Source organism: Colwellia polaris, assembly GCF_002104515.1.
Lineage (GTDB): Bacteria > Pseudomonadota > Gammaproteobacteria > Enterobacterales > Alteromonadaceae > Cognaticolwellia > Cognaticolwellia polaris.
The window spans coordinates 15,599-28,033 of the sequence record NZ_NBOE01000017.1 but is presented as its reverse complement, the minus strand read 5'-3'; the positions used below and the strand labels follow the sequence as shown (position 1 = coordinate 28,033).

The window sequence follows — 12,435 nt, the reverse complement described above, 5'->3', positions numbered from 1 at the left end:
TAGGGCTGTTATTCAAGATTTGTACAATTAAAATAGCTTAGAAGTTGTCTTTCCAGCCACGAATAATCGTAAATGTTTGTAATTTATCTTGAACAGCACTTTCGCTATATTCGCTAGCACTGGTCATTAAACTTGCTTCATGACTGCGTAAAAAAGGGTTTATTTTCTTTTCAAGCATAATGGATGTTGGGATTGTTGCAATACCATGCTCACGTTTTTGTAGTACCTGGTTGTAATAATGCACCAGCTCGGTATTACAAGGCTCAACGGTTAATGCAAAGTTAAGATTCGCTTGAGTATATTCATGAGCACAATAAACATGTGTGCGCTCAGGAAGGGCACTTAATTTCTCTAGCGATGACAGCATTTGTTCTGGTGTACCTTCGAACAACCTACCACAACCTCCTGAAAACAGGGTGTCACCACAAAATAGATTATCTTCTGACAAATAGGCAATATGTCCACTGGTATGGCCTGGAAGATCAATCACTTTAAATTCTAAATCTAAATCGCTTAATTTAACGGTATGACTCTCGTTTAAAGCAACATCACAATGAGGAATGTTTTCACTCTCAGGGCCATAAATAGTTAATGGCCATTGCTTAGCTTTACAATATTCAACGAGCTTGTTAATACCACCAACATGGTCAGCATGATGGTGTGTGATCAAAATAGTTGATAACTGTAATTGTTGTTGCTCAATAAAATCGATACACACTTGGGCATCGCCAGGGTCTACCAGCGCGATATGTTTACTTTCAAGCGACGAAACAGCCCAAATATAATTGTCTGAAAAGGCTTTGATCATTGAAACTTTCATTTTTGACGTGCTTTGTGTTTGCTGCATCTGTGGCTCCTGAGTATACTGACGTAATGATTATACTGATTTTTTTAATTGTTTAACATAATGAAACCAGCATTAGCGTTTAGGCAACCTGACTATCCTACATCTTGGCAAAATTTGCCTAATGGTGAGCTTATTGTGGCTAATATTAATCAAACATTAGCGCCATGGTGGCCTAAGTTTTTTGGTTATCATTTGCTTAAAATTGGTGCATTAAGTGGAGAGATTGATAGTTCTCAAAGCCCAATTAAACATCAATTAACCTTAAGTGAGCAAGCTCAAAAGTGTAACCTTGTTGGTGACATTGATGATTTACCGTTACTTGAACATAGTGTTGATGTTTGTGTGTTAGCACATGCTTTAGAGTTTTCGTTAGATCCTCACCACGTTGTACGCGAAGCTAATAGGGTATTAATTCCGAATGGTTATCTTGTTATTACTGGCTTTAATCCATTTAGTCTTGCGGGTTTGAACCAATTTATACCTTATAGACGCAATAAAACGCCTTGGAATGAAAGATTATTTTCTCCCATGCGAGTTAAAGATTGGCTGCATTTAATGGGGTTTGAAATTCAATTGGTTAAACGTTTTTTACACTCGACATTGGCAAGGCAAGTTACTCAAGGTGTTATCAGTAACCATTGGCATAATATAGCATCACGGTATTTTCCAAGTTTAGGCTCAGTTTATGTCATTGTGGCAAAAAAAAGAGTGCTACCTTTAACGCCTATTAAAGCCAAATGGCAAATTAGACCTCGTTTTGAACCGGTAAAAGTGCCTACAATGAATTCATCAAGAAAAAACAATCAGCAAATTAAATAAGTCGTGATACGTTTTGTGTCAACATCCATACATAACCAGTAAATTAAGGTCAACAATATCCATGCAACGCGATGAATTTGAAAACTATTTAAACACCTTGTTAAAGCCTGAACAAATTAAAGATTTTTGTCCTAATGGTTTACAAATTCAAGGAACAGAACAGATCAATAACGTGATCACAGGTGTAACCGCTACTCAAGCATTAATTGATCAAGCCATTTTGGAAAAAGCCGATGCTTTAGTGGTACATCATGGTTTTTTTTGGAAAAACGAAAGTTATGTTATACGCGGTATGAAGCATAAGCGTATCAAGGCGTTACTGGAAAATGATATTAATTTATTTGCTTACCATTTACCTTTAGATATTCATCCTACTTTAGGCAATAACGCACAATTGGCTAAGTTATTTTCTATTAATAATGTCTCGCCATTAGAGCAAGGCAACCCACTCAGTGTCGCAGTTCGCGGTGATTTTATTGACGAACTAAGCCCACAAGCGCTTGAACAAAGAATAAATGATACTCTCAACCGCAATTGCATGCATATCGCACCACCTTCAAATAAAGCAATAAAAACTGTTGCTTGGTGTAGTGGTGGTGGTCAAGGGTATATTGAATTAGCTGCTGAACAAGGCATAGACGCTTTTATCTCAGGTGAAGTTTCTGAGCAAACTACACACGTTGCACGTGAAATGGATATACATTTTTATTGTGCTGGCCATCATGCAACCGAACGTTATGGGGCAAAAGCATTAGCTGAGCATTTTAATCAGCAACTACCAATAAATGCCAAATTTATTGATATTGATAATCCTGCTTAAACTAACAGCACTCATAAAAAATTAGGTGATTTTGTTTAATATTACTTTATGAAATTTGAAGTTTAAATATGATAATTTGGCATTTCAGTATGCATGAAATGCCTTACTTATCTCTGTATTTTTTTATAAACTTTTAAACCATTGTACTACTCGTCCTAAGACCTCATACCAAGCCACACTTGTTTGTTGTAACTTTTTCCCACTTGGAAAATAATACTGCCATGGCCTATGCTCGTTATGCTTAACCCAAGGGCTAACGGGTGCTGGAATTGCATATACGCCATATTTTTCGAAATAGGCCATTGCCCGTGGCATATGGTTGGCACTGGTTACTAACACTACATTGCTATTAATTACTCGCGGCGAAATTAGTTGTGCTTCTTCTTGGGTATCTTGTGGAAAGTTTTCAGTAATAATTCTATGAGCAGGCACACCTAATGACACTGCAGCTTGTTTAACTTTTTCAGCATTTGAACTAACATCACCACCTGAGAATCCAGAGGTAATAATTTGTGCTTCAGGGTGCATATTATAAATACGTAAAGCTTCAACTAATCTTGCAAGTGAACTGGAATTTAATTGGCTAGTCGCTGGTAAGCCAGCAACTGTAGTATGCGCGCCACCTAAAATAACAATATAGTCAACCGGCTTAACACTACGAGTAAATGCAGGGTAGTTATTTTCTAACGGCGCCATTAACGTATCTGAAATAGGTGGAAGAGTAGATAACAGCAATAATGAGCTACCGCTAAGCAGGGCGACAAAACTAAGCTTTGGCTTGATGCGATAAAATATAACGGCGAAAAGTAGCAAAATTATTGTAATACTCAATGGCATTATCATCAGGCTAATAATTTTTTTAAGTAAGAATAAATCCATATCTAAAATTCCAAATAGTTTAATTATTTCAAGCTATTGAAGCATAACAAGTCTGTCACTGATTAGCAGTAGCTATTTTTATAGGAAATTATTTTGTTTAGACGTCTAAAAGTCTGTTGATATTTAATTTTAGATAAGGTTAAATACCCGCGTTGAAAATTAAAATATATTTTACATCAGCTTATTGCGTAGTTTAATTTTATTGCCAATAGCTTTTTATTCTAATTTTCACACCAGAAGAGGCGCAATTGCCAGGTAAGTAACAAGAGGATCCCATCCTTTGACTGTTACCAAGGGGGACAATTGCCGAGAATGTTGATACTGGGAGATATCGCATTCGGTCGCTAGGGCTGAATCCTTAGGGCTGTCACCGCTAAAATTAATTTTTTAGTAAAGGGTGGAGAGCTTCTGGCTGAAAAGTACCGTTCAATTAAGCTTTTAATTGTTATTCGCTCTACGCTCAGTCATGCTCTTCCTGTTAGTTATTAGCCTTGAATATTTACTGCACTTTACAAAATACCTTACAGTAAATAGGCTCTTAGGAAGATATTTTATGTTAAACTGTTATTCTTTGCCGTTAATAACGGATGTAAGCTCAATCGAAAATTTATCACACAATATTAGTTTTGAAGTTCTTGAAATCACTTATCAGGAGAACTTACATGTCTGCTAATCAAAACCAAACCAATATCATTACACCAACTAATATTACCGTGGCAAAATTTGGCGGTACGAGTGTTGCTGACTTTGAAGCCATGTTACGTTGTGCTGACATTATTAAAAATAATACGGCTAATCGTGTAGTCGTGGTTTCAGCAAGTGCAGGAGTGACAAATCATTTAGTGCGTTTGAGCCAAGCTGATGTGCCAAGCAATGAGCGTGAACAAATTTTAAGTAATATCGCTGATATTCAATATGCCATTACACAACATTTTACCAATTTTGAAGCGATTAATAGCGAAATAGTTACCTTACTAGAGTCGTTACGTGTATTTACGGATCAACAAGCTGCGAATCACACGATGAAAAATAGTGATGAAATTCTAGCTTTTGGTGAGCAATTCAGTTCACGTATTTTTGCGCAAGTTTTACAATCTGTTGGTGTCAATGGTCACTATTTTGATGTTCGCCAAGTGATGAAAACCGACAGTTTGTTTGGTAAAGCTCAAGTTGATTTAAATCAGTTAGCCAGTAATGCTCAACAGTTATTATTACCATTGCTGAATGATAAAGTTATTGTTACACAAGGCTTTATTGGCAGCGACCAAGACAACAATACCACCACACTTGGCCGTGGAGGCTCAGACTACAGTGCAGCCCTATTAGCGGAAGCACTACAAGCCAACAATTTAAGTATATGGACTGATGTAGTAGGAATTTTCACTACTGATCCTCGCATTACTGATCAAGCGCGCTCAATTAATGAAATAAGTTTTGGTGAAGCCGCAGAAATGGCAACCTTTGGCGCTAAAATACTTCATCCTGCAACGCTTATTCCTGCCATGCGCCAAGATATCCCAGTATTTGTTGGTTCAAGTAAAGAGCCCGACTCTGGCGGCACAAGAATACAGCGTGAAGTAAACTCTAATCCTACTTATCGCTCAATCGCATTGCGCCGAGAACAAACACTTGTAACGGTAAAGAGCCCACAAATGCTACATGCGAGTGGTTTTTTAGCAAAAGTGTTTACTGTATTAGCAAAGCATCAATTAAGTGTCGATTTGATCACAACCAGTGAAATAAGTGTAGCGCTTACCTTTGATAACCCACATGGTTCAACACAGGCTTTATTAACTAAAGCGGTAGTTGAAGAGCTAGAACAGCTTTGTGAAGTCAGCGTTGAGCATGGTTTGAGTTTAATTGCAGTGATCGGTAATAAAATTCATGGCACTAAAGGTGTTGGAAGTAGCATTTTTGATAAAGTAAATGACTTTAACATACGTATGATTTGTCATGGTGCAAGTAATCATAACCTTTGTTTCTTGGTGCCCGAAGCTGATGCTAATCAAGTTGTAGAACGTTTACATAATACGTTATTTACAAGCTAAATATTGTCATTAGCGTTAGTACAATAAACGTCATTTATTAAAAATAAGAAAGGGACATTACACTGTCCCTTTTTACTTTCTTTATTGTGAAAAATTAGCTGCTTTTAAGGCTATTCATAAGCCAAAGGATCAGTAACATTATTATCAGCAAATGCTTCTAAGCGTTCTTGGCAAGCACCACATTTGCCACAAGCTTTCTCGCGGCCATTATAACATGTCCATGTGTTTTCATAACTTAAGCCCATTTTTAAGCCATCAGTTAAAATATCAGACTTATTATTAGTTAAGTATGGACTAAAAATTTCTACAGCTTCGTAGTTTGCTATTTTACAAACGTCATTCATTTTCATGACAAATTCTGGGCGACAATCAGGATAAATTGCATGGTCGCCAGAATGTGCGCCGTAATATACTTGTGAAGCTTTTACCGAAACTGCATAACCTACTGCTAATGACAATAAAATCATATTACGATTTGGCACCACGGTAGATTTCATGCTTTCTGCTTCGTAATGGCCTTCAGGTATTTCAATATCATCAGTTAACGATGAACCAGCTAATAACTGATTTATTGCAGAAATATCGATAACTTTATGAGCAACACCTAATTGTTGGCAAACCTTGCTAGCACAAGCAATTTCTTTTACGTGCTTTTGACCATAATCAAAGGTTAAAGCATACACTTCTTTACCATCTTTTAAAGCGCGGTTAAGTACCGTGAATGAATCCATGCCGCCTGAAAAAATTACTACGACTTTATTACTCATATTTGTAGTTCTCTTGAGGTATAATATAAAACTTGCGCATTCTACTCGAAATTATCTAAGCATTAAAGTAATGACCACACGTTATAAAATAAATGAATTGTTTGAAACTTTACAAGGCGAGGGCTCTTTTACCGGCCAACCGTCAATTTTTCTTCGTTTACAGGGCTGTCCTGTAGGCTGTTCTTGGTGCGATACCAAGCATACTTGGGAGATTCATCCTGAGTTAGAAATTTCAAGTGAAACACTTTTAAATAAGTCAGAAGAGACCGAACAATGGTCAAATTTATCACTTGATAATATAGCCGAAATATTCAATCAACAGGGCTATAAAGCTAAACATATAGTGATCACTGGTGGCGAACCCTGCATGATAGATTTAACCGAGTTGTGTCTGTATTTTGAAGCCCAAGATTATAGCTGCCAAGTTGAAACGTCAGGTACTTTTGAAATAAACGTATCAGAGCAGTGCTGGGTAACCGTTTCACCGAAAGTAAATATGCGTGGAGGTTATAAAATTTTAGCTAGTGCCATGCAACGCGCTAACGAAATTAAGCATCCAGTAGGCACCGAACAACACATAGACGATTTAAAAGCGTTATTAGCTGAACATAAAGTTGAAGACAAACAAATATACTTACAGCCTATTAGCCAAAAGCAACGGGCAACTGAACTTGCTATTGCCACGTGTATTGAAAACAACTGGCGCTTATCTGTGCAAGTGCATAAATATATTGGCATTGAGTAGAGTCACTATTAACGTGAGTTTTTTCTAATGAAGTTGTGCCTAACTATAGCGGGGCAGTCTAGTCGGCTGCCAAATTAAATCGGCTGTAGAGTGCAACTAATTTTACAAAGATTAGTTTTTCTTTGAACCAATTTCACAGACATCGCTAGCTTTTCAATACCATGAGATGGCGTCCACTTTCGATATTCTCGAAAGCCATGTTTCTCGTATAAATTAATGGCAGGTTGATTTACAACAGCGGTTTCAACTATGGCAGTGGTAATATCAAATTTGTTAAGAACATAACTTATCAATTTGTCTGCGATACCTTTCCTAAAATACTTTGGATCAACAGTTAAGCTATGAATATCTAATTGCTTTTCGAGTATTTCTATTTCAATAATGGCTGCAAGGCAGTTATTGTCTATAAAGCCGTAAAATTCAGTTGTTGAATTAACAATGTTTGTAGTACTGCGTGATAAAGGAGGGAAATCATCTACATCGATAAGCTGAGCTTCAACCTTGTAAGAACGTTGAAAAACCGCATGAATTTTATTAGCAATAGCCTCATTATAATTTTCAAGTTTTGTTATCATATTAAGCACTCCTCTGATCTTTTTCTCTGACTTTACTCATTGCATAGATTTTTTAGTACACCCAACCATCTCAATAATTTGTAGGTATACCTAATTCATTAAACTTTTGATTTAAGTATGTTTAGTTAAATCAATGGTAACTTTATTATTACGTCAACGCCTTGTCGATTTGGTTTATTCACCGCAGTTATACTGCCGTTATGAAATTGGCAAATTAAGCGCGCTATGTATAACCCTAAACCCAAGTGTGGTTGGTCATTATTGTGTTTTGTTCTAATAGATACCATAGAGTCGAACAACTGTTCACTCATTTGCTCGGGTAATAATTCACCATTATTGCTTATGGTTAATATTACCTGCTGGCTTGATTCTTTAACACTGACCTCAACATTCTCATCACTTGAAAATTCTACGGCATTGGCGATAACTTTATCTAAAAGCTGGGCAATATGTTCTGGTGAGCCTGATACTTTTAGTCTCTCTATTGTCATTTCATTTGATAAGAAATTAACTTTTGGATAGATCAAACGATAGCCATGCATACAGCCGTTATACACTTGTGCTAAATCGAAGACGTTTTTTTCGGTATTTTGCAACATTTGTTCAATACGTGTTGCTTCATTCATATTGGTTAAAATTAAGCTGAGTCGTTCAATCCCATGTTGTGCGCGCACTAGGTAAGGGTTTTTATGTTCGGCTTTGTCCTCGCTATTGTTTACGATTTCATCAACGCTTTCATTAGTTAGTTTTTGTGTGTTTTTTGTTTGTTGTTGAATGGCTAACGTTTCTAACGATGTACGCACTACCGCAATGGGTGTGCGAAGTTCATGCGATAATCGCGACGACATATTTTCTAAATAATGATTATATTGCCCAAGGCGATTAACGGCGGTTGAGAAACTTCGTGAAAGATCGCCAATTTCGTCATTCGTGGTTGACGTATCAACATTACCGCTAATACGCCCATGCTCGTCTATGGCCATTTCTGCTTGATTACTCAACGTTCTTATGCGGTTTGAAATACGTGTAGCAAATAAGAAAAAAGCTAACGCGCCCAATAACATAATAGCCAGTATTGAGCTGAACAGTTTTTCTAATGCTTGGTTTCTTAAAGTACGAATACCATTGGTGGTTTCTTCAACAATTACCGCGCCTTTTACGATTTCGTCAATAAAAATAGGATAAGCGGCTGATAATACTACCGCTTGTTGGTCGGTAGTTAAACGCCATTGTGACATAGGCTCACCTGATAAAGCACTTTCTATATGTTTACCGGTAAGGTTTTCTGAGTCGTAAAGTTGGTCAATAAAGTTACGGGGTGGCTGGGTTAATATTTTTTCATATAGCGGTTTTAGAATGTTGTGTTCAAAGCTTAACCACGCCGAGTATATAACATTAATATCTGCGTTTTTATCACGCTTATTGTCAAGATTTACGCGTTTATTCCATACGCCATTAGCCTGCTTAATATTGCCCGTTGTGGCTAATACGCGATGATGTTGGTCGACAACCCAAATACTTGAATTAGTGTAACTCATACCTTTTACAATGCGCTCAATTTCAGGCGAGGGCACTAGGATAGTGCCTAGTGTATCAGCAGAGCTTGGATCGGCTGATCCTAACGAGGCTTCAACAATACCTAACGGACTATCTACATCGTGCACGGCAAAGGCTATGTTATCGTTAAATTCAGTCAATGGCACCCGTACTTCAACATTATAACCCTGAGGAGTATCACGCCAATGGCCTTGAATTTGTTTAGCGGGAACAGGAATATTATTTTCAACATCTGTTATACGGTAAGCGTCTATCCAGCCCGTTGTTTTATTGCTGATAATAAAGCGGCTAAATATTCCTTGTGGATTAATAAACGCGAGTTCTAAATGGTCATTATTGATAATACTGCGGGCATTGCTGTTGCGGTAAATAACCTTGTCGTCGATTACCGCAAAGTATAAATATAAATATTTGCCGTAAGTGCCTACGGCGGCAGTAAAGTTTATGGATAATTGCTCAGGTGTAAGTTGGCTGTAAAGCTGATTGTTTTGTTGATAAAAATGCGCCTTGTTAGCAAAATCGGGCCAATCTTGGTTTAAACCATCAAGTTGAATGGGCGCAGACAAACCATAGCTGTATAGATCTTTACCTTTTTCAACACTGGGTAAAAAGCTTGCTTGGTTATTAAATAAGTTTGCCCGCTCATGCATGGCGGTTGCCAATGCTCTTGCTGTACCAATAATGGTTTGTTCTTGACCATATCTAAGGTATTTTTCCATTTCCCAAACATACTGATAGCCAAACCAAGGAATGGTAAATAAAAAGCTCGATAATAATAACAGCTTACTTCTTAGACCAAAACGCCACTTCATTGCCATATTTGCTTAACTACCTGTTGGTTCAACTGCGCTTTGGTTCCAACGATAACCCATGCCATATACGGTTTCGATACAATTAAATGTAACATCAAGCTGGTTGAACTTTTTACGAATACGTTTGATATGAGAAGTAATGGTGGAGTCATCAACATATATATTTGAATCTTGCATTAATTGGCTACGGTTTTTTACATGACCCGGGTGTTTTGCTAAGGCAAACAACATCCAAAATTCAGTGATGGTTAATTCAACATGTTGATTTTGCCATTGTATGGTCATGCGTTGGCTATCTAATGTTAAGGGCCCAATCGTTAATAGGTGATCAGCTTGTTGTGGCTTACCTAAGGCGTCTTGGCGACGAAACAATGCCGCAATGCGGGCTGATAGATGCGGTAAGCTGATATCTTTTGTTAGGTAGTCGTCAGCGCCAATACGTAAACCTGAAACCGTATCTACATCACTGTCGCGCGCGGTTAAAAATATAATAGGTAAAGTGGTCGACTTAGAGCGTAACCATTGGCAAAGCTCAAAGCCAGCGTCATATTCATGTTCAAGGCCTATGTCTAATATAGCTAAATGAGGTAAGCGTAAGTTGAATGCTTCCATCGCACTATTTTTATTAGCGTAAGTTTGCACCTGATAGCCTTGCATACGTAGCACATCAGCATAATTTTCTCTGATGGCGGCATCATCTTCGACAATAGCGATTCGTTTAGACATCTTTAATATTTATCCTTTATTCTTTTGATTAACAACTCTATAGCTTATATAGCTAGATAATATCGAATAAATATCGCTGATGCTGCTAAATGTTGTAATTGCCATAATGTTGCCACATTTGCTCAGTGAATTGCCATTTTTGCGTCCTTTATCCGTCGTTTTTCTCGCGTTTAATAACATCATCAAACAACGGAGCCAACTAAATAACCCGTTAGGCTCTTTATATTTTTAAACTTAAATTTAACGATTTAAATTTTGTAAACAACCGATGAGAGAATTACGATGAAAAATCAATTAACCAATACAGAAGTAAATACACCAGTATCAGCAAACACCAATAACCAAGGCACAACATCGGTATTTGGCAAAACATTAATTAACGTAGCATTAATCTCTGCCTTAACCGTGAGTCCAGTATTTGCGAATGACTATGATAAAACTAAACAAGTGAAGGCTGAACAAGTGAAGGCTGAACAAGAGCGCTCAGCTCAAATTAAAGAAGAAATTGGTTTTGGTACCGGAATGGTTATTGGCGCTATTATAGGTGGTCCTGTTGGTGCATTTATTACCGGTATAGCGGGTAATTTTATTGCGAAAAACATTAATGCTACTGACGAAATTGATAGTTTGTCAATTGCCTATCAAGCTGAAAAACAAAGTAATGAAACATCATTAGCCCGTTATCAAGAAAAAATTGAGCAAACCGAGCAACGCTACCAAACTGAATTGTTGGCATTAGAAAAAAACTACCAAGCAGCAAGCTTATTGCAAGCACAAAATTTATTAATGAGTTTACAGTTTTCAACCGGTTCTAGTGAAATAAAGCCGCATTATCAAGAGCAAATTGCCAGTTTAGCGCGCATCGTTCAACAATCACCTAACTTAACGTTAGATCTTTCTGGCTATACTGATAAACAAGGCAGTGACGAGCTTAATCAAGCGCTTTCTTTAGCGCGTATTAACGCTGTTAAAAATGCGCTTATTGACCAAGGTGTAACCGCTGAACGTATTAATTTATTTGCCTTTGGTGAACAGAAAACGGTTGTTGCATCAACAGATAAAGAAGTCAGCTTTTATGATAGAAGAGTGGTAATTAAGTTAAAAAATACGGCTTTAGCAAGTGAAAAAAATAAACTAGATAGCGGGCAAACTGCAAAGAACTTCTAAGTTATTAGCACAGCGTTATAAGATGAAGCTGAGTGCTTTGTTTTACATTCAACATTAGCTATAGAAAAGCCAAGGACTCTGCCTTGGCTTTTTAATTTAGTCGTTTTAAAGCTTAAACATTATTTACCTAGAGTAAACTTAGTGTCAGCGTCACGTAATAAATATAAAGCTGCACAAGCCGCTAACATTGGCCATGCGGCAAAAAATAATAAATTATTAAAAACGTCATAATATTGCGCATAAGCTGAGAATGTAGAACCCGCATGCATTAGAAGAATTAAGCCATAAGTGATACGTTTTTTAATACCAAATAAAAAGGCCAATACTAGTACTAACTGCAATGCCCCTAGTACATAAGCAATTACCTCATTTAATCCATCGATGTTATAAAAATGCTCAAAAATTTTAATGCTATGACCTGGGTTAACAAATTTATCTATTGTCCATACAAACATCACGATAAAAACACCTAAGCGTAAAAGTAGAAGTGACCATTCAAGTTTGTGCTGAATATTGTTGTTGGCTAGGGCAGTATCTGTCGACATGTAAATTCCTCAAATTAAAAAAATGTTAGTAACAAAGCTAGAAGACCGAGTACTTGTGGTTAAATTTCATTAATTTACAGTTATTTCTGAAAAGCTTGTTTTAATGTATACGTTTGGTCGATTTATAC

12 protein-coding genes and 1 riboswitch are annotated in these 12,435 nt (G+C 37.1%); of the genes, 5 read left to right on the top strand and 7 right to left on the bottom strand.

Features of this window, described 5'->3' with window-relative positions; all coding sequences use genetic code 11:
• Nucleotides 1–37 precede the first annotated feature (37 nt).
• Complete coding sequence (gloB, locus tag B6A32_RS18280; RefSeq protein ID WP_085306361.1) at nucleotides 38–847, bottom strand: hydroxyacylglutathione hydrolase; 810 nt, start codon at nucleotides 845–847, stop codon at nucleotides 38–40.
• Between the two features lie 60 nt (nucleotides 848–907).
• On the opposite strand from gloB, the gene B6A32_RS18275 reads away from it, so the two are divergent.
• Both B6A32_RS18275 and B6A32_RS18270 read left to right on the top strand, forming a co-directional pair.
• A complete protein-coding gene (locus B6A32_RS18275) occupies nucleotides 908–1,666 on the top strand; it encodes a class I SAM-dependent methyltransferase (RefSeq protein WP_085306360.1) in 759 nt (252 codons plus the stop codon).
• Between the two features lie 61 nt (nucleotides 1,667–1,727).
• Nucleotides 1,728–2,486 carry a Nif3-like dinuclear metal center hexameric protein gene (locus B6A32_RS18270; RefSeq protein WP_085306359.1) on the top strand — a complete coding sequence of 253 codons (759 nt, stop codon included), beginning with the start codon at nucleotides 1,728–1,730 and terminating at the stop codon, nucleotides 2,484–2,486.
• A 123-nt stretch (nucleotides 2,487–2,609) separates the two neighbouring features.
• Here the strand turns inward: B6A32_RS18270 and B6A32_RS18265 are convergent, their stop codons facing one another.
• A complete protein-coding gene (locus B6A32_RS18265; RefSeq protein ID WP_085306358.1) occupies nucleotides 2,610–3,365 on the bottom strand; it encodes an ElyC/SanA/YdcF family protein in 756 nt (251 codons plus the stop codon).
• Nucleotides 3,366–3,594: 229 nt separating this feature from the next.
• Nucleotides 3,595–3,781: riboswitch (Lysine riboswitch) on the top strand.
• 246 nt (nucleotides 3,782–4,027) lie between these two features.
• Here B6A32_RS18265 and lysC point away from each other — a divergent pair.
• On the top strand, nucleotides 4,028–5,413 hold the full coding sequence (lysC, locus tag B6A32_RS18260) for a lysine-sensitive aspartokinase 3 (protein WP_085306357.1): 1,386 nt from the start codon (nucleotides 4,028–4,030) through the stop codon (nucleotides 5,411–5,413).
• A 110-nt stretch (nucleotides 5,414–5,523) separates the two neighbouring features.
• Here the strand turns inward: lysC and queC are convergent, their stop codons facing one another.
• The gene (queC, locus tag B6A32_RS18255) at nucleotides 5,524–6,180 is read right to left on the bottom strand and encodes a 7-cyano-7-deazaguanine synthase QueC (RefSeq protein ID WP_085306356.1); all 657 of its coding nucleotides are present in this window, start codon (nucleotides 6,178–6,180) and stop codon (nucleotides 5,524–5,526) included.
• Between the two features lie 70 nt (nucleotides 6,181–6,250).
• Here queC and queE point away from each other — a divergent pair, with 70 nt between their 5' ends.
• Complete coding sequence (gene queE / locus B6A32_RS18250) at nucleotides 6,251–6,925, top strand: 7-carboxy-7-deazaguanine synthase QueE (RefSeq protein ID WP_085306355.1); 675 nt, start codon at nucleotides 6,251–6,253, stop codon at nucleotides 6,923–6,925.
• Nucleotides 6,926–6,999: 74 nt separating this feature from the next.
• Here the strand turns inward: queE and B6A32_RS18245 are convergent, their stop codons facing one another.
• The 3 genes from B6A32_RS18245 to pdsR all read right to left on the bottom strand — a co-directional run bounded on the left by B6A32_RS18245 (nucleotide 7,000) and on the right by pdsR (nucleotide 10,595).
• Nucleotides 7,000–7,500, bottom strand: coding sequence for a GNAT family N-acetyltransferase (locus B6A32_RS18245; protein WP_085306354.1), 501 nt, complete (start codon nucleotides 7,498–7,500; stop codon nucleotides 7,000–7,002).
• Nucleotides 7,501–7,625: 125 nt separating this feature from the next.
• A complete protein-coding gene (gene pdsS / locus B6A32_RS18240; RefSeq protein WP_085306353.1) occupies nucleotides 7,626–9,875 on the bottom strand; it encodes a proteobacterial dedicated sortase system histidine kinase in 2,250 nt (749 codons plus the stop codon).
• Between the two features lie 6 nt (nucleotides 9,876–9,881).
• Nucleotides 9,882–10,595 carry a proteobacterial dedicated sortase system response regulator gene (pdsR, locus tag B6A32_RS18235; RefSeq protein WP_085306352.1) on the bottom strand — a complete coding sequence of 238 codons (714 nt, stop codon included), beginning with the start codon at nucleotides 10,593–10,595 and terminating at the stop codon, nucleotides 9,882–9,884.
• A 282-nt stretch (nucleotides 10,596–10,877) separates the two neighbouring features.
• On the opposite strand from pdsR, the gene pdsO reads away from it, so the two are divergent.
• Complete coding sequence (pdsO, locus tag B6A32_RS18230; protein WP_085306351.1) at nucleotides 10,878–11,762, top strand: sortase-associated OmpA-like protein PdsO; 885 nt, start codon at nucleotides 10,878–10,880, stop codon at nucleotides 11,760–11,762.
• Nucleotides 11,763–11,881: 119 nt separating this feature from the next.
• Here the strand turns inward: pdsO and B6A32_RS18225 are convergent, their stop codons facing one another.
• Complete coding sequence (locus B6A32_RS18225) at nucleotides 11,882–12,307, bottom strand: MauE/DoxX family redox-associated membrane protein (RefSeq protein ID WP_085306350.1); 426 nt, start codon at nucleotides 12,305–12,307, stop codon at nucleotides 11,882–11,884.
• Between the last annotated feature and the right edge of the window lie 128 nt (nucleotides 12,308–12,435).

What these genes read in the sequence shown, in the direction of transcription:
- B6A32_RS18275 (WP_085306360.1), top strand. Translation starts at nt 908, where the DNA reads ATGAAACCAGCATTAGCGTTTAGGCAACCTGACTATCCTACATCTTGG.
- B6A32_RS18265 (WP_085306358.1), bottom strand. Translation starts at nt 3,365, where the DNA reads ATGGATTTATTCTTACTTAAAAAAATTATTAGCCTGATGATAATGCCA.
- queE (WP_085306355.1), top strand. Translation starts at nt 6,251, where the DNA reads ATGACCACACGTTATAAAATAAATGAATTGTTTGAAACTTTACAAGGC.
- pdsR (WP_085306352.1), bottom strand. Translation starts at nt 10,595, where the DNA reads ATGTCTAAACGAATCGCTATTGTCGAAGATGATGCCGCCATCAGAGAA.
- pdsO (WP_085306351.1), top strand. Translation starts at nt 10,878, where the DNA reads ATGAAAAATCAATTAACCAATACAGAAGTAAATACACCAGTATCAGCA.
- gloB (WP_085306361.1), bottom strand. Translation starts at nt 847, where the DNA reads ATGCAGCAAACACAAAGCACGTCAAAAATGAAAGTTTCAATGATCAAA.
- B6A32_RS18245 (WP_085306354.1), bottom strand. Translation starts at nt 7,500, where the DNA reads ATGATAACAAAACTTGAAAATTATAATGAGGCTATTGCTAATAAAATT.
- pdsS (WP_085306353.1), bottom strand. Translation starts at nt 9,875, where the DNA reads ATGGCAATGAAGTGGCGTTTTGGTCTAAGAAGTAAGCTGTTATTATTA.
- B6A32_RS18225 (WP_085306350.1), bottom strand. Translation starts at nt 12,307, where the DNA reads ATGTCGACAGATACTGCCCTAGCCAACAACAATATTCAGCACAAACTT.
- B6A32_RS18270 (WP_085306359.1), top strand. Translation starts at nt 1,728, where the DNA reads ATGCAACGCGATGAATTTGAAAACTATTTAAACACCTTGTTAAAGCCT.
- lysC (WP_085306357.1), top strand. Translation starts at nt 4,028, where the DNA reads ATGTCTGCTAATCAAAACCAAACCAATATCATTACACCAACTAATATT.
- queC (WP_085306356.1), bottom strand. Translation starts at nt 6,180, where the DNA reads ATGAGTAATAAAGTCGTAGTAATTTTTTCAGGCGGCATGGATTCATTC.